Here is a 15,566-nt window from a genome sequence, read left to right as displayed (position 1 = left end):
GCGCATGGCGATCTCTCTCTCCCGCGAGCGCCTGATCGAGCTGTGGCGCTATTACCAGGCCGGGGTGGTCAACACCGCCTTCGGCCTGGGTGCCTATGCGCTCCTCGTCTGGCTTGGCCTCAACATGTTCGTCGCGCAGCTGGTCGCCCATGTCGCCGGAGTCGCGTTCAACTACATCACCTATAGCCGGCACGTGTTTCGCGATGCCGGGCCGGCCAAGCTGCGCTTCACCATGTCCTATGTGGTCAACTACCTGATCGGCCTGGCCACACTCGCCTGCGTCGCGCTGGTAATCAAGTCGCCCTATCTCGCCGGCCTGATCACCGCGGTGCTGGTGTCGATCCTCAACTATTTCATCCTCAAGCACTTCATCTTCGTGAGGAAGACCGCGTGACGGAGACGCCACGTCCGGTGCGCCAGTCCGTCTGGATGGAATATGCGCTGATCCTGCCGATCATCGCCGCGATCGGCTACACGACATGGTTCTTCTTCTATTATCACTATCTGCCCCAACCCTTCTTCTACGAGCCGAGCGGCACGTGGATGGACTGGTATTCGCTGACTCGATGGTCGCAGAAGCCCGGGGCCTATGAAATCGAGCGGACCATCTATCCGCCGCTTTCCTTCGTGCTCATGCGGATGTTCTCGATCCCGCATTGCTATGCGCTGACCTATTCCGAGGAAGCCCGCGCCTGCGACTGGCTTGGCGGCGTGGCGCTCACCGCGATGTGGCTGGGCACGGTCGTGCTCACCTTCCTGAGCTATCGCAAGGTCGATCGGCGCACCGCCCTGCCCCGCGCCTTCGCGATGACCTTCGGCTTCCCGATGATCTACGCCTTCGAGCGCGGGAACCTGCTGATCTTCTGCTATGCCTGCATCCTGCTCGGCTTCGGCCCCTTGCTGAAATCCGCCTGGCTGCGCTGGTTCTTCGCCGGCCTGGCGGTGAACTTCAAAGTCTATCTGGTCGGCGCGATCGTCGCCCCCCTCCTGCGCCGCCGCTGGGTGGCGTTCGAAGGCATGCTGCTGTTCACGGTGCTGATCTATCTGGCGAGCTGGTACATCCTCGGCGAGGGCAGCCCCTCGCAGATCTACCGGAACATCACGAGCTACTCGACCGGCTTCGGCGCGCAGGCCGCGCTCGATCTCTGGTTCCCCGCCACCTATCTGCCGCTCAAAACGCTGATGACTGGGACCTTCCCGATCTACACGGTCGTGAGCTCGACCATGGCCGACGGCCTGGTGATCGGCGTGACGATCTTCACCCGCGTCATCCAGGCATCGATCCTGATCGCGGCGGCGGCGGCCTGGCTCCGGCCGGAAGCGGTCCCGCCCCGGCGCGTCGTCTTCCTGGCGATCGCCTTCGCGCTCAGCGCTTCGGAAGCTGGCGGCTATACCGAGATGCTGACGCTGGTGTTCGTCTTCATGGAGAAGCGTCGCGGCTTCGAGCGGACGACGGCGCTGTACATCGCCTATTTCCTGTCGATCCCGTTCGACTTCACGCTGGGTCTGCTGCCGCCGCTGGTGCGCTACTCCTATCTCGCCAATGTCGAGGTGATCGCCCAATATGGCGTTGGCGTGATGTCGCTGCTGCGCCCCGGCCTCAGCATGATCATCGCCGGCTTGCTGTCGATCCAGACCGTCCGCGAGGTGGTGGCCGACATCCGCAACCAGGGCTGGCAGAATCGCTGGCGCTACCGCTTCGACTGGCCGGTCCTGCCCGGCGTGCTGCGCCCCAGCCGGCCGCGGCAGGCGGGCGAAGAAGGCCCGCGATGACGGGCCCCGCCTGCGGGACGATCTGATGGCCGCCAGAGACCTGCGCCATCGCTGGATGCTGCTGGCGATCCTCCTTGTCGCCTTCTATCTGCGCGCCTCGAGCATCGCCTTCGGCCTTCCCGGGCTGAACGATCCCGACGAGATGATGTTCGAGCTCGGCGCAATCCGCATGCTGCGCGGACCGACGCTCGATCCGGGCTGGTTCGGTCACCCGGCCACCACCACCATGTATGTGCTGGCGCTCGTCAATATCGGCGTGCTGGCCTTTGCCTTGCTGACCGGCGTGGCGAGTTCGGCCGGCAAGTTCGTCGAGCTGATCTACGCGGATCCCAGCTGGATGATCCTTCCCGGCCGCGTCGCCATGATGCTCTTCGCGCTGGGCACGATCTGGATGAGCTGGCGGCTCGCTTCGCGTTTCTTCGGCCCTGCCGCCGGCCTTGTGGCTGCGCTGCTGATCGCGTTCGATCCCGTGCACATCGCCTGGTCGCAGGTGATCCGGTCGGACATCATGGCCTGCTTCTTCATGCTGCTCTGCCTGCAGGCCTGTTGCGACATCGCCGAGAACGGGCGCTGGCACGGCTATCTGCGCGCGGCCTTCTGGCTCGGCGTCGCCATCGCGACCAAATGGCCCTTCGCGCTGACCGGCATCGCGATAGCCGGCGCCAGCCTTGTCGCGGTGCGCACCAACGTCCTGCCCGTGCGCACCGCGATCGTCCGGCTCGCCGCCAGCGGGGCGGCGGCGATCGGCTTCCTGCTGCTGGTCTCCCCCTATCTGCTGATCAACTACCGCACGGTGGTGCGCAATCTCCAGGGCGAGAGCCAGCCGCACCATCTGGGCGCGACCGGCGGCGACTTCCTCCACAATCTCTGGTGGTATCTCTCCGGCCCGGTCGCGACCGGCCTCGGCATTGTCGGGCTTGTTTTATTCCTGCTCGGCGTCGCGCGATTGCCGCGACACCGCCTGCCGCTCTTCCTGCTGGCGCCGCTGGCCCTCGCCTTCCTGCTGCTGTTCTGCGCGCAACAGCTGGTCTGGGAGCGCTGGGCCCTGCCGCTGCTGCTGATCGGCGCGATCATTGCCGGGGGAGGATGGGTCGTTCTTCAGGCGCTCCTGCGTCGAACGCTCGCGGTGCCGGTGGCGCGGACCGCGATAACCATCGCCGTGGCGTTCGCTGCCGTGCTGCCGCTCGGGCTGCGCGCCTGGTCCGATGGCGTCGAGCGCATGCACGACACCCGCCAGCAGGCCTCTGCCTGGGCACGCCAGCATATTCCGCCGGACGCTACCATCCTCATCGAGCACTTCGCCTATGACCTGATGAGCGCGCCGCAGCATTTCCTGTTCCCGCTGGCCGACGCCGGTTGCGTGGACCCGCGCGGACTGGTCCGCGGGACGATCCCCTATTCCGTGATCGACCGGGCCCGCGGCAGCCGCTCCAACCTCGACTATGGCACGCTCCCGCCCGAAAAGGCCGCCCTCTGCATCCCCGACTTTGCGATCCTCACGCAATATGACCGGTACCGCGCCGAGCGCACCACCTTCCCGAACGAATATGCCGCCTATCAGCGGCTGATCGCGCGCGGACGCATCGTCGCGACCTTCGCCCCGAGCCCGGGCCGGCATGGCGGCCCCATCGTGCGGATCGTCGATCTGCGCAAACCCTAGCTGCGTGGCGCCTGGCGGCGATAACTGAGCGCCTCGGCGACATGGATCCGCCCCACGCCCTCAGCCCCGGCAAGGTCAGCGATCGTGCGCGCCACGCGCAGCACCCGCGTATAGCCGCGCGCCGATAGCCGCATCGCCTCGGCCGCCTGCGCCAGCAACTTGCGGCCCGGCTCATCGGGCGTGGCATGGCTGGTGAGCAGGTCGCCTTCCGCCTCGGCATTGGTCCGCGCCGGCACGTCCCTATAGCGCGCCACCTGCACCGCCCGCGCCTCGGCGACGCGCACCGCCACTTCGGCCGAGCTTTCCGCCCGCCGATCGAGCACCAGGTCCGCCGCGGTCACCGGCTGGACCTCGACATGCAGATCGATCCGGTCAAGCAGCGGGCCCGACACCTTGGCCTGGTAGTCCGCCGCGCAGCGCGGCGCTCGGGCACAGGCCAGCGCCGGGTCGCCCAGATGCCCGCACCGGCACGGGTTCATCGCCGCGACCAGCTGGACGCGCGCCGGGAAGGTGACATGCGCATTGGCGCGCGCCACGCTCACCACCCCCGCCTCGATCGGCTGCCGGAGCGAATCCAGCACCGCGCGCTGGAATTCGGGCAGCTCGTCGAGGAACAGTACGCCGAGATGCGCCAGGCTCACTTCGCCCGGCTTCACCCGCAGCCCGCCGCCGGTGAGCGCCGCCATCGAGGCGGAGTGATGGGGTGAGCGGAAGGGCCGCGTCCGGGTCAGCCGACCGCCCTGCAGCGTCCCCGCGACCGAGGCGACCATCGACACTTCCAGCGCCTCGCTTGCATCCAGCGGCGGCAATATGCCCGGCAGGCACGATGCCAGCAGCGACTTGCCCGCCCCCGGCGGCCCGCACATCAGCAGGTTATGTCCACCCGCCGCCGCGATCTCGAGCGCGCGCCGCGCCGTCTCCTGCCCCTTCACCTGGGCAAGATCAGGCCCGACCACCGGCGGATCGACGGTACCCGCCTCGGCCGCGGGCAGCAGCTGGTGCCCCTTGAAGTGGTTGAGCAGCGCAATCAGGTCCGGCGCGGCGATCACTTCCACCTGGCCCGCCCAGCTTGCCTCGGGGCCCTGCGCCGCGGGACAGACCAGCCCCTTGCCCGTCTCGGCAGCATGCAGCGCTGCGAGCAGCACGCCGGGGCTCGGCGCGATCCGCCCGTCCAGCGCCAGCTCGCCGACCACGACATAGCCCGACAGCGTCTCGGCATCGACCACGCCCATCGCCCCCAGCAACGCCAGCGCTACCGCAAGGTCGAAATGCGAGCCTTCCTTGGGCAGGTCGGCCGGCGAGAGGTTGAGGATGATGTGCTTGGGCGGCAGCGCCAGCCCGATCGCGGCCATCGCGGCGCGAACCCGCTCGCGGCTCTCCGCCACGGCCTTGTCGGGCAGGCCGACGACCACGAACTTGGGAAGCCCGGCAACGAGGTTGCACTGCACCTCCACCGCACGGGCCTCCAGCCCCAGATAGGCAACCGTCGAAACGCTCGCGACCAAGCCCGCCTCCCCCCGACCGGACGGCACGATAGCGGGGGTTGGCCGGGTTGCGCGCCGGGATGCGGCCGGAACGGATCAATCAGGGCGCGTTGGTGCGGAAGTTGCGCTTCACCGCGCTCAGCAGCGGATTGGTGCCGTCGGGCATATGATCATAGTTGATCGCCCAGATGATCGCCCCGCCCAGGCCCGTCTGGCGCACATATAGCCCCTTCGCCGCGATCGACAGCTCGTCCTCATAGCTCAGGAAGCCAGCCTGGCTGAGCCCGGAGCCCGCGGGCGAGAACCCGCCGGGATAGCTGCGATAGCCGACCTGCGAGGTCTCGTCCCAGCTATAGGTGCCCCGGTTCAGATAGCCCCAGCGCACCAGCTCGGAATAGCGCAGCGGCGTATCCTGGATCTCGAAGATGTTGTTGTGCTCGGTGTCCTGGCGCGGCCCGGTGATCGTCGGGCCGTAATAGATGCCGTAGAAGCCGATGCCGATGCCGATCTTGCTGCGCGGAACCCCGGTCTTCACATAGGCCCGCACGCTGGTCTCCAGGTCGCGCGGCGTGGTGCCGGTGGCGCCATAGATCGGGCTGGAGAACCAGGAGAACCACCCCGCCTGGTTCCAGGCGCTGCCGACGCCGTAGCTCATCACATTATACTGATCGACGAGGTTGGCGATGTCCGCCTGCCACTGTTCGACCATGCCTTCGCGGGGGCCGTCCCTGGGCAGGTCGTTGATCGAGACGAGATAACCCGGGAAGGTGATCAGGAAGCGCCGGCCATTCTGGTAGCGCGGCCGTGCGTTCGCCTCGGCGCGCAGATCGGTGATCAGTGCGATCGCCCGCCGCCGGGCTTCCTCGCCCGTGACCTTCAGCGCCGCGCTGCCCTCGAGCCGATCCTCCCAGTCGACGTCGATCCCGTCATAGTCATGCGCCACGAGGTAATCGACAAGGTTGCGCACGAAGGTCCCGCGCACCGCATCGGTGCTTGAGCGCAGGAAGCCGTCGCCATCGCCCTCGCCGCCCAGCATGAGCAGCGCCTTCTTGCCGGCATCGTGGGCCCGCTTGACCAGATAGTCCTCGACGCTGCGGACGCCGTCCGGCGAGAGACCGGCGTCGTGCGCGGTGCCGGCGCCCTTGACGACCTGCCCCGCCTGCCCGCCCAGCGTCCCGCTGCCCGGCGCGACGCGGGCGAACATCAGGTGGGTAAGCGCCGTCACGTCCACCTTGTCGGGCGGATAGCTCCAGTCCCAGTAATAGCCGAGATAATAGCCGGTGACCCAGGGCCTGTCGTTGACCGGCGTGGTCACGGTGATCGTCGCGGTCGCCGTCGCATTCGGATCCGCCGCGCTTCTCGCGACGAGGTGATAGACGCCCGGCACCGCCGGCGCGGCATAGATCCCCGCCGCCGAAACCGTGCCGCCATTCGCTTCCTGCACGGTCCAGGTGCAGTTCTGGTCGCTCGATCCGGTCACCTGGCAACCATAGTGACGGGTCGCATCGGTCGGCAGCGAGAAGCTGCTCGGCGCAACCCGAACGCTCAGCGCCGACGTGGGCGACGGCGTGGGAGACGGCGATGGAGATGTGGATGCGGTGGGTGTCGGGGTCGGCGCCGGCGATACGACACCGCCCCCTCCGCCGCCGCTGCAGGCGGAAAGGAGGAGCATCGGGGCGAGCATGCGGTTCGTGCGGAACATGGCGGCGACATGCCCACCGCGGGCCCGACCAAACGACGACGCCGCGATGAAGGCCGGTCATGCGGCGACGAAACAAGGCTAATCCAGGATCAACCGTTCCAACGTGTCTTGCAGGCACAACACACACTCCCCACCTCCTCCTCATGGCAGGCGCACGAAGCCCTTTCCTCCGCACCGCCCTGTTCGTCACGGGGCTATTGGTGATCGCCGTATCGCCGGTGGTCGGCATCCTGCCCGGCCCGGGCGGGCTCTTCGTCTTCGCCGCCGGCCTGGTGCTTGTCCTCCAGAACTCGGCTCGCGCGCAGAAGGTCTTCTGCCGGGCAAAGAAGCGCTGGCCGCGATTCGGGCATTATGCCGACATGGCGCTGCGCCGGCGCAGTGCCCGCCGTCGTCGCTTGCGCGAAAAGGAGGCCGAAATCGCCCGCGCGGAAGCGGAACTGCTCGGTTTGCGGAACACAACGCGTTGACTCACGCAAATCGCCCCACTATGGGCACCCGACACGCGGCCGCCCCTGTGGTGGCCCTTTTACGTTCTAGATACTTGAGGATGAGCGATGAAGCGGACCTTTCAGCCGAGCAACCTGGTGCGTGCGCGCCGGCACGGCTTCCGCAGCCGCATGGCGACCCCGGGCGGCCGCAACGTGATCCGTGCCCGCCGCGCCCGCGGCCGCAACAAGCTGTCGGCGTAATCGCCGACGGTGCGGGGGTGGGTCTTACCCGGCTCACCCAGCGCAAGGATTATCTCGCAGCGAATGCAGGCAAGCGGGCTCCCATGCCCGGCTTTGTCCTGATCGTTCGCGCGCGTGACGATGCCGATCCGGTCATGCGGGTCGGCATTACCGTATCCAAGAAAGTCGGCAACGCGGTGATCCGCAACCGGATGAAGCGCCGGTTCCGCGCGCTCGTCCGCGAAGTGCTGCCCGAAGCCGGCCTGCCCGGCGCCGATCATGTGCTGATCGGCAGACATAGCGGCATCGAGCGCCCGTTCGACGATCTCAAGGCCGAGCTGGTCAAGGCGCTGGGCAAGGTCAAGCGGTGAATACCCCTTCCTTCGTCATGTTGAACTTGTTTCAGCATCCAACGCGCGGCACGGGAATCGCCAGAACCTCCTGCCTTTCGTTCGCGGCACGTTGGACCCTGAAACAAGTTCAGGGTGACGGGTGTGGGAACCGCGACGCATGATGGCGAAACTCCTGATCCTGCTCGCGCGCGCCTGGCAGATCGGCCCTTCCGCGGTGCTTCCGCCAACCTGCCGTTACCAGCCGAGCTGTTCGGCCTATGCAATCGAGGCACTTCGCCGCTATGGGGCAATGAAAGGCAGCTGGCTCGCCATCCGGCGGATCGCTCGCTGCCATCCCTGGGGCGGGCACGGCTACGATCCGGTGCCATAGAGTTTTTCCGAGGAAATCGTTCGTGAAGGATGACCAGAAGAATTTCCTGCTGTTCGCGGTAATCGCGGCACTCCTGCTGTTCGCGTGGCCCGCGATCATGCACTGGTTCTTCCCGCAGCAGCAGGCGGCCTCCACCCAGATGGTGAACGGCAAGCAGGTTGCGAAGCCGGGCGCCACGCCGGGCATCGATTCGCCCGCCGCGCTGCGCGACCGCGCGATCGTGCTGGCCGACGGCCCGCGCGTCGCGATCGAGACGCCGTCGCTCAAGGGCTCGATCAATCTCAAGGGCGCCCGGATCGACGACCTGGTCCTCCTCGGTTACGCCGAGACCACGGCCAAGAACTCCCCGCCGATCCGCCTGCTCTCGCCGAGCGGCGCGCAGGGTGCCTATTTCGCCCAGTTCGGGTGGCAGGGTGCCGGCGTCCAGGCGCCGGACCAGAACACTGTGTGGCAGGCCAGCGGGACCAAGCTGACCCCCACCACCCCGGTGACGCTGACCAGCAAGACCGCCACTGGCCAGGTCTTCCGCATCGATCTCTCGGTCGACCAGGACTATATGTTCACGATCCGCCAGACGGTCGCGAATGTCGGCCAGGCGCCGGTCTCGGTCACCCCGTTCGCGCTCGTCTCGCGCGCCGAGCGCTCCAAGGACGTCGACCAGTGGGCCGCCCATGTCGGCCCGATCGCCGTCGCGCAGGGCGCCGCCAAGTACATCAACTGGGGCGATATCGAGAGCACGCCCACCCAGCTCTCCACCACCGGCGGCTGGGTCGGCTATAGCGACCATTACTGGCTGACCGCGCTCGTCCCCGATCAGCGCGTGCCCGTCTCGCTCCAGCAGCGCGGCACCGCCAAGCAGACCTACCAGGCCGATTACAGCCTCGCCGAGCCGCTCAACCTCGCGCCCGGCAAGCAGGTCAGCTACTCGAGCCGTTTCTTCGCCGGCGCGAAGGAAGTGAAGCAGCTCGAAGCCTATCAGTCCAAGCTCGGCATCGTGCAGTTCGACCGCGCGATCGACTGGGGCTGGTTCGGCATGATCGAGCAGCCGATCTTCTACTATCTCGACTGGCTGTTCCGCCTGGTCGGCAATTTCGGCGTGGCGATCATCCTGCTGACGATCACCATCCGCGGCCTGCTCTTCCCGATCGCGCACAAGCAGTTCGAATCGATGGCGCGCATGCGCGTCATCCAGCCGAAGATGAAGGCGCTGCAGGAACGCTACAAGGACGACAAGCAGCGCCAGCAGCAGGAGATCATGAAGCTCTACAAGGAAGAGAAGGTGAACCCGCTGGCGGGCTGCCTCCCGATCCTGCTCCAGATCCCGATCATGTTCGCGCTGTACAAGGTGCTGCTGCTGACGATCGAAATGCGCCACCAGCCCTTCGTCTTCTGGATCAGGGACCTTTCGGCCCCGGATCCCGCGACGATCCTCAACCTGTTCGGCTATCTGCACTTCACCCCGCCGTCCTTCCTGGCGATCGGCGTGATCCCGGTGCTGCTGGGCGTGTCGATGTACTTCCAGATGAAGTTCAACCCGGCGCCGATGGACGAGGTGCAGAAGCAGGTCTTCGCGATCATGCCGTGGATGCTGATGTTCCTGATGGCGCCGTTCGCGGTCGGCCTGCAGGTCTACTGGATCACCTCCAACGTGATCACCATCCTGCAGCAGCAGTGGCTCTACTCGCGCCACCCGGTGCTGAAGCAGTCGATGAAGAAGGAAGCACCCGCCAAGTGAGCGCGTTCGACGACGACATGATCGAGGCTGCGCGGAAGACCTTCGCCGGCCCGATCACGTTCCTCAAATCGGCACCGAAGCTCGAGCACCTCCCCAATCCGGTGGTGCCCGAGGTCGCGTTCGCCGGCCGTTCGAACGTGGGCAAGTCGTCGCTGATCAACGCGCTCACCAACCGCAACAGCCTTGCGCGCACCTCGAACACCCCGGGGCGCACGCAGGAGCTGAACTTCTTCGACGTGGGCGAGCCGCTGAAGTTCCGCCTGGTCGACATGCCCGGCTATGGCTTCGCCAAGGCGCCCAAGGACATGGTCCGCCAGTGGCGCTACCTGGTGAACGACTTCCTGCGCGGGCGCGATGTGCTCAAGCGCGCGCTGGTGCTGATCGACGCACGCCACGGCATCAAGGAGGTCGATAACGACATCCTCGACATGCTCGACACGGCGGCGGTGAGCTACCGCATCGTCCTGACCAAGGCGGACAAGATCAAGGCGACCGAGCTCGCCGACGTCTTCGCCCGCACCGAGGCGGAGGCCCGCAAGCGCCCCGCGGCGCATCCGGACATCATCGCGACCTCGTCCGAAAAGGGCATGGGCATCCCCGAGCTGCGCGCCGCCGTGCTGGAAGCGATCGGTTGAGCCGGGGCGCCAGATGACCGACGGCGCCCTGCTCTTCTCCTACGGCACGCTCCAGCTGGAGAGCGTGCAGCTGAGCCAGTTCGGTCGCCTGCTCGAGGGCAGCGATGACGTGCTCCATGGCTACAGGCAGATCGAGATCACGATCCGCGATCCCGACGTGCTGGAAGCCAGCGGCATCGAGGTCCATCTCGCCCTCGTTCCCGATGCCGATGCGCCGCCGATCCCCGGCAAGGTCTTCCGCCTGACGTCGGACGAGCTGGCGGCAGCGGATGTCTATGAGAGCGAGAACTATGTCCGCGTCGAGGCGCCCCTCGCAAGCGGCGCCACTGCCTGGGTCTATGTGAAGGCCTGACCGGCCCTGCTTGCAATGTAGGATCGGGCCTGATTGTTCGAGCGACCGGAAGCTCCGCGCCACTCTTTCACCTTGTTGGAAAAATAGGATCGCGGCCGCGCAATCTTGTTGCGAGATGCGTCGCGTTTCCGCCGAGGAGGTCAAAATTCGGACCGCGCAAACCCGCTCCTGGCCTGTACTTTGTGTACTTTGGCGAGTCGCGCCCGCCCCTTGTGTAGGACGCCCCTTTTGACCTCGCCCGCCAAGCGCGCCACAGTCTTCGCAACCGGAGGGGATCGCCAATGAACGACGCGCGCAGCGCACCCGCACGGCTCGGCGGGCTCGACCTGTTCCGCGGGCTGACCGTGGCCTGCATGGTCATCGTCAACACGCCGGGCAGCTGGGACCATGTCTGGTGGCCGCTCGATCATGCCGAGTGGCATGGCTTCACCCCGACCGACCTTGTCTTCCCCGCCTTTCTCTGCGCGATGGGCGTGGCGCTCGGGCTTTCCTTCCCCCGCAAGGTCGATGGCAAGCTATGGGGCCGCGTCGCGCGGCGAACGCTGCTGCTAATCCTGATAGGCTGGGCCTGGCAGATGCTGGCGCGGCCGGGCCTGGCGGATTTCCGGGTGTTCGGCGTCCTCCCCCGGCTCGGCCTTTGCTACGGCCTAGCCGCCACGCTGGCGATCCTCACCGCCCGCAAGCACGCCGACGGCCGCGCCCATCTTGGCGCTGCGGCCATCGGCATCGCCAGCCTTGTCCTGCTCATCGGCTATTGGGCGTTGCTGGCCTTCGTCCCCGCCCCCGGCTATGCCGCCGGCGACCTCAGCCCCGCCGGCAATCTGGCCGGCTATATCGATCGGATCACGGTCACCACCCACCACATGTATCGCTTCGGCACCGACGCGGCGGGCAACATCGTCTATGATCCGGAAGGGCTGCTCTCCACCCTGCCCGCCCTGGTCAACGTCCTGCTCGGCATGCTCGCGGCCCTGCTCTGGAAGGCCGCGCCGGAACGCGCGACGCTGCGCATCCTGATCGCCGGCATCGCGCTTGCCGCGCTGGGCTATGCCCTGTCCTTCGCCTTCCCGCTCAACAAGAAGCTGTGGACCAGCAGCTTCGCGCTGCTCACCTCGGGCCTGTCGGGCATCACCTTCGCCGCCTGCATCGTCGCCGCGCGCAGCGCTGCGGTCCGCACGATGCTCTGGCCGCTCGACGTGCTGGGGATGAACGCGATCCTCGGCTATCTCCTGTCGCTGCTGCTCTCGCTCGCCGCGATGCGCTCGGGCTTCCAGGCCTGGGCATGGGAGGGATTGGCGGCGCTGCTGCCCGGCAACCTGCTCCTCGCCTCCTTCCTGTTCGCATTGGGGATGCTGCTGGTGGTGCTCGCCCTGCTCATCCCGCTTCACCGTCGCGGCATCCATCTGCGACTGTAAACGCGATGGTAACCATGTCCGGCTATTTGCTGGCCGGATGGGAGAGCTGGACGGAAACGCGCTCAAAGGCGCGGTCTGGGACAAATGGGCGGTGCTGCCGCCCACGCTGATGCGCGCCCACAGCATCGCCATCCAGCGCGGCTACCCCGTTTCCTTCATCGCCAGCGTCTTTGTCAGCATCACCCTGGCAGTGATGATCCACGCCAATGGCTTCATGGCCTGGCACATTGCGGCACTGGCGCTCCATCTCGCGATCAATGTCGCCGTGCTGGTCCGCTGGCGCGATGGCAAGCGCAGCGACTGGCGGGTAGACGATCCCGCCGCCACGCTCCGCGCCACGGTGATCGAGGCGGCCGCGGTCTCGCTCGGCTGGTTCCTGTTCCTCGCCACGATCGGCCTGGGCGCGACCAGCCAGGAGCTGATCGTCACCACCACCGCGCTTGCCGGCGTCGTCGCGATCGGCGCGCTGCGCTATGCCCCGCTCCCGCCCGCCAGCCTCGCCTGGCTGGGCATCGCGGTGGTGATCTGCGCGCTCTACGCCATCTTCGCCAATATCCCGGCCGGCGTGTTCGTCTTCCTGGCGGTGTTCGTCGCCCTGCTCGCCCGCACCGTGATCGGCCAGGCGGCTCTTGTCAGCGAGCAGTTCGCCCAGGGCGAGGCACTGGCCCGCGCCGCCAGCGAGCGCGACCTGCTCCGCGCCACGGCGCAGCAGGAGGAACTGCAGCAAGTCGCCGCCGCCGCCGAGACCCGCCACCGCGCCCAGGTCGATGCCGAACGCGAGCGCCGCGCCGAGATCGCCCGCATCGCGGATCGCTTCGAAAGCCAGTTCATCGCCGCGATCAGCGAGCTCGCCGCTGCCGCCGAACAGACCCGTGTCTCGGCCGAAGGGCTCGCCGGCACCACCATGACGACCCGCGACGAGATCCGCGGCGTCGCCGGCCGCGCCGTCCGCGCCGATACCGGCGCCGCCACGCTGTTCGAGGAATCGGCCAATCTCAGCCGTACCTTGGCTACGGTCGAGGCGAGTATCGCCGCGCAGAGCGAGACGACGGCGCATCTCCACGCCCTATCCCGCTCCGCCGACGCGCGCTTCGGCACGCTCGCCGAGCATAGTGCCAGCGTCGGCAGCATTGCCGACATGATCGCCGAGATCGCGGCACGCACCAACCTGCTCGCCCTGAATGCCAGTATCGAGGCAGCCCGCGCCGGCGAAGCGGGTCGCGGCTTCGCGATCGTCGCCCAGGAGGTGAAGAGCCTCGCCGCCCAGACCGCCACCGCCACCGGCGACATCCGCGCCCAGCTCGAGCGCATGATCGGCGCGGTCCATGCGACCACCTCGATCGTCGGCGAGATGCGCGAAAGCTTCGATCGGATCGGCGAGGTCGGCGATGCCGTCGGCCAGGCGATCGCCAACCAGGGCGACGTGATCCGTTCGATCCAGAGCTATGCCGGCACCGCCGCCGCGCTCACCGCCGATCTCCAGACCGGCGCCGCCAACGCCGAAGCCGCAACCGACGCCGCCGCCCGCACGACGGCGGAGATGGATGCCGCAACCGACGAGCTGGTCGGCCAGGCCCGCCGCCTGCTCGGCGAGATGCGCAGCTTCCTCGAGACGCTGCGAGCCGCCTAAGCCAGCGCTAGTCCCGGCTGCGGCTTCTCCGCCCGCGCCGCGAGGATCGCCACCGCCGCCACCAGCCCGAAAGCGCCAGCCACCAGGAAGGCCGGCGTATAGGTCCCGGTCCAGGCCCGCACCGCGCCCGCGCCGAACGCAGCGGTCGCCGCACCGATCTGGTGGCCGACCATCACCCAGCCGAACACGATCGGGGCATCGCGCTCGCCGAAATGGACATTGGCCAGCTTCACCGTCGGCGGCACCGTCGCGATCCAGTCGAGCCCGTAGAAGATCGCGAAGAGCAGCAGGCTTGATGCGCTGAAATCAAGGAAGGGCAGCGCCAGTAGCGAGAGGCCGCGCAGCCCGTAATAGACGAACAGCAGCTTGCGCGGATCATAGCGGTCGGTCATCCAGCCCGAGGCGGTGGTGCCGAACAGATCGAATAGACCCATCAGGCTGAGCAGCCCGGCGGCCTGCACCGGCGCGATGCCATGGTCACCGCAAAATGCGATCAGATGGGTGCCGACCAGCCCGTTGGTGGTCAGCCCGCAGACGAAGAAGGTACCGAAGAGCAGCCAGAAGGTCATGCTCTTCGAAGCACGGAACAGCGCGGTGAAGGCGAGGCCCGGCGTCGCGGCCTGCTTCATCGGCGGCGGCGGCGCGCTGGCATCGGTCTCACCGAAGCGCCGCACGCCGACATCCTGCGGATGCTCGGGCATGAACAGCAGGACGAACGGGATCACCGCAGCCGCCGCGATCGACACGGCGAGCGCTACCGGCCGCCACGCTCCGCCCTCGGCCAGCCAGGCAAGCAGCGGCAGGAAGACCAGCGCGCCGGTGGCGGTGCTCGCGGTCAGCATGCCCATCACCAGACCCTGGCGCGTCGCGAACCAGCGATTGACCACCGCAGCGCCCAGCACCGAGGCGACGGCACCGCTGCCCACGCCCGAAACCACGCCCCAGCTCAGCACATATTGCCAGGGTTCGGACATCCAGAGGCTGGCAAAGGTCGCCACGGACATCAGCGCGAGACCGCCCAGCATGGTCCGCTTGATCCCGAAGCTGAGCATCAGCGCCGCGGCGAAGGGGCCGACCAGTCCGTAGAGGAAGATGCCGATAGCAGCGGCGGCGGAAATCGTCGCGCGGTCCCAGCCGAAATGCTGCTCCAGCGGCAACATCATCACCCCAGGCGCCGATCGCAGCCCGGCGGATACAAGCAGCGCGACAAAGGTGATCGCCGCGACAATGCCGGCGTAGCCGCGCGTGCCGAAGGGCATGCGGGCAAGCAGCGCGATCATGCCCGCCCCCCTGCACGCTCGACGCTCTGGGTGAAGCTTTCGAGCCCGGCCCGCAGCACCTTCCAGAGTGCTGCACCGGCCTCATCCTCCACGCGGTGCTGGATCGCGCTCCAGTCGGGCTCGGCAGCATGCATTGCCGCTTTGCCCTCGGAGGTGAGCGAGGCGCATTTGCTGCGCCCCTCCCCGGCCGCCGTCCGAACCCAGCCCCGCTTCTCCAGCGGGGTCAGCGCCCGGTAGAGCGAGCTGCGATCCATCTCGAGCTGCTCGGCCAGCCGACTGAGCGCCAGGGGTTCGCCCCGCGAGATATGCCGCAGGATGGCGAACTGGCCGATGGACATGCCATGACTGGCCAGCGCCTCGTCATAGACACGGCCGATGACGCGGGAGGCCTTGCGCAGCAGCGTGCAGGCACAGGCCGAGGGCAGCGAATCTTGATGCATACACATCGTGTATATGCATCAATCAACTTTCACAACGCTGCATATGCATCATGCGTACACATCATGCAT

16 protein-coding genes are annotated in these 15,566 nt (G+C 67.4%); 12 read left to right on the top strand and 4 right to left on the bottom strand.

Annotated features, from left to right (window positions below; translation table 11 throughout):
- Window positions 1–4 precede the first annotated feature (4 nt).
- The 3 genes from O3305_RS00160 to O3305_RS00150 are packed head-to-tail and all read left to right on the top strand — an operon-like array spanning window position 5 to window position 3,433.
- Complete coding sequence (locus tag O3305_RS00160; protein ID WP_269574635.1) at window positions 5–394, top strand: GtrA family protein; 390 nt, start codon at window positions 5–7, stop codon at window positions 392–394.
- Window positions 391–1,773 (top strand): glycosyltransferase family 87 protein, encoded by a 1,383-nt coding sequence (locus tag O3305_RS00155; RefSeq protein WP_269574634.1) that lies wholly within the window; start codon window positions 391–393, stop codon window positions 1,771–1,773. The genes O3305_RS00160 and O3305_RS00155 overlap by 4 nt, the downstream gene beginning before the upstream one ends.
- A gap of 25 nt (window positions 1,774–1,798) precedes the next feature.
- Complete coding sequence (locus tag O3305_RS00150) at window positions 1,799–3,433, top strand: ArnT family glycosyltransferase (RefSeq protein WP_269574633.1); 1,635 nt, start codon at window positions 1,799–1,801, stop codon at window positions 3,431–3,433.
- Here the strand turns inward: O3305_RS00150 and O3305_RS00145 are convergent.
- Window positions 3,430–4,938, bottom strand: coding sequence for a YifB family Mg chelatase-like AAA ATPase (locus O3305_RS00145; RefSeq protein WP_269574632.1), 1,509 nt, complete (start codon window positions 4,936–4,938; stop codon window positions 3,430–3,432). The genes O3305_RS00150 and O3305_RS00145 overlap by 4 nt on opposite strands.
- A 79-nt stretch (window positions 4,939–5,017) precedes the next feature.
- Window positions 5,018–6,619 (bottom strand): glycosyl hydrolase family 18 protein, encoded by a 1,602-nt coding sequence (locus O3305_RS00140; protein WP_269574631.1) that lies wholly within the window; start codon window positions 6,617–6,619, stop codon window positions 5,018–5,020.
- Between the two features lie 200 nt (window positions 6,620–6,819).
- On the opposite strand from O3305_RS00140, the gene O3305_RS00135 reads away from it, so the two are divergent.
- The 9 genes from O3305_RS00135 to O3305_RS00095 all read left to right on the top strand — a co-directional run bounded on the left by O3305_RS00135 (window position 6,820) and on the right by O3305_RS00095 (window position 13,777).
- The gene (locus tag O3305_RS00135) at window positions 6,820–7,086 is read left to right on the top strand and encodes a hypothetical protein (protein ID WP_269574630.1); all 267 of its coding nucleotides are present in this window, start codon (window positions 6,820–6,822) and stop codon (window positions 7,084–7,086) included.
- Window positions 7,087–7,173: 87 nt separating this feature from the next.
- Window positions 7,174–7,308: a 50S ribosomal protein L34 gene (gene rpmH / locus O3305_RS00130; protein ID WP_086128886.1), complete on the top strand. Its 135-nt coding sequence runs from the start codon at window positions 7,174–7,176 to the stop codon at window positions 7,306–7,308.
- Between the two features lie 83 nt (window positions 7,309–7,391).
- A complete protein-coding gene (gene rnpA, locus O3305_RS00125; RefSeq protein WP_269574629.1) occupies window positions 7,392–7,658 on the top strand; it encodes a ribonuclease P protein component in 267 nt (88 codons plus the stop codon).
- A gap of 139 nt (window positions 7,659–7,797) precedes the next feature.
- On the top strand, window positions 7,798–8,010 hold the full coding sequence (yidD, locus tag O3305_RS00120; protein WP_184168079.1) for a membrane protein insertion efficiency factor YidD: 213 nt from the start codon (window positions 7,798–7,800) through the stop codon (window positions 8,008–8,010).
- A gap of 22 nt (window positions 8,011–8,032) precedes the next feature.
- Window positions 8,033–9,745: a membrane protein insertase YidC gene (gene yidC, locus O3305_RS00115; RefSeq protein WP_269574628.1), complete on the top strand. Its 1,713-nt coding sequence runs from the start codon at window positions 8,033–8,035 to the stop codon at window positions 9,743–9,745.
- Window positions 9,746–9,762: 17 nt separating this feature from the next.
- The gene (gene yihA / locus O3305_RS00110; protein WP_221416431.1) at window positions 9,763–10,380 is read left to right on the top strand and encodes a ribosome biogenesis GTP-binding protein YihA/YsxC; all 618 of its coding nucleotides are present in this window, start codon (window positions 9,763–9,765) and stop codon (window positions 10,378–10,380) included.
- A 13-nt stretch (window positions 10,381–10,393) separates the two neighbouring features.
- Entirely contained in the window at window positions 10,394–10,732 is a 339-nt protein-coding gene (locus tag O3305_RS00105) for a gamma-glutamylcyclotransferase family protein (protein ID WP_184168085.1), read from the top strand.
- A 281-nt stretch (window positions 10,733–11,013) separates the two neighbouring features.
- A complete protein-coding gene (locus O3305_RS00100; RefSeq protein ID WP_269574627.1) occupies window positions 11,014–12,147 on the top strand; it encodes an acyltransferase family protein in 1,134 nt (377 codons plus the stop codon).
- A gap of 37 nt (window positions 12,148–12,184) precedes the next feature.
- Window positions 12,185–13,777 carry a methyl-accepting chemotaxis protein gene (locus O3305_RS00095; protein WP_269574626.1) on the top strand — a complete coding sequence of 531 codons (1,593 nt, stop codon included), beginning with the start codon at window positions 12,185–12,187 and terminating at the stop codon, window positions 13,775–13,777.
- On the opposite strand, the gene O3305_RS00090 is transcribed toward O3305_RS00095, so the two are convergent.
- Both O3305_RS00090 and O3305_RS00085 read right to left on the bottom strand, forming a co-directional pair.
- Window positions 13,774–15,057, bottom strand: coding sequence for an MFS transporter (locus tag O3305_RS00090; protein WP_269574625.1), 1,284 nt, complete (start codon window positions 15,055–15,057; stop codon window positions 13,774–13,776). The two genes, O3305_RS00095 and O3305_RS00090, sit on opposite strands and share 4 nt — an antisense overlap.
- Window positions 15,054–15,497 (bottom strand): MarR family winged helix-turn-helix transcriptional regulator, encoded by a 444-nt coding sequence (locus O3305_RS00085; protein ID WP_269574624.1) that lies wholly within the window; start codon window positions 15,495–15,497, stop codon window positions 15,054–15,056. Before O3305_RS00085 ends, O3305_RS00090 begins: the two co-directional genes overlap by 4 nt.
- Window positions 15,498–15,566 lie beyond the last annotated feature (69 nt).

The sequence above is a fragment of the Sphingomonas sp. NIBR02145 genome, from assembly GCF_027359115.1.
Lineage (GTDB): Bacteria > Pseudomonadota > Alphaproteobacteria > Sphingomonadales > Sphingomonadaceae > Sphingomonas > Sphingomonas kyeonggiensis_A.
This window is presented reverse-complemented; position numbering and strand designations above follow the sequence as displayed.

Coding starts and splice junctions, on each gene's coding strand:
- yidD (WP_184168079.1), top strand. CDS start 7,798: ATGATGGCGAAACTCCTGATCCTGCTCGCGCGCGCCTGGCAGATCGGC.
- O3305_RS00085 (WP_269574624.1), bottom strand. CDS start 15,497: ATGCATCAAGATTCGCTGCCCTCGGCCTGTGCCTGCACGCTGCTGCGC.
- O3305_RS00090 (WP_269574625.1), bottom strand. CDS start 15,057: ATGATCGCGCTGCTTGCCCGCATGCCCTTCGGCACGCGCGGCTACGCC.
- O3305_RS00140 (WP_269574631.1), bottom strand. CDS start 6,619: ATGTTCCGCACGAACCGCATGCTCGCCCCGATGCTCCTCCTTTCCGCC.
- O3305_RS00095 (WP_269574626.1), top strand. CDS start 12,185: ATGGGAGAGCTGGACGGAAACGCGCTCAAAGGCGCGGTCTGGGACAAA.
- O3305_RS00100 (WP_269574627.1), top strand. CDS start 11,014: ATGAACGACGCGCGCAGCGCACCCGCACGGCTCGGCGGGCTCGACCTG.
- O3305_RS00150 (WP_269574633.1), top strand. CDS start 1,799: ATGGCCGCCAGAGACCTGCGCCATCGCTGGATGCTGCTGGCGATCCTC.
- rpmH (WP_086128886.1), top strand. CDS start 7,174: ATGAAGCGGACCTTTCAGCCGAGCAACCTGGTGCGTGCGCGCCGGCAC.
- O3305_RS00105 (WP_184168085.1), top strand. CDS start 10,394: ATGACCGACGGCGCCCTGCTCTTCTCCTACGGCACGCTCCAGCTGGAG.
- yihA (WP_221416431.1), top strand. CDS start 9,763: ATGATCGAGGCTGCGCGGAAGACCTTCGCCGGCCCGATCACGTTCCTC.
- O3305_RS00160 (WP_269574635.1), top strand. CDS start 5: ATGGCGATCTCTCTCTCCCGCGAGCGCCTGATCGAGCTGTGGCGCTAT.
- rnpA (WP_269574629.1), top strand. CDS start 7,392: ATGCCCGGCTTTGTCCTGATCGTTCGCGCGCGTGACGATGCCGATCCG.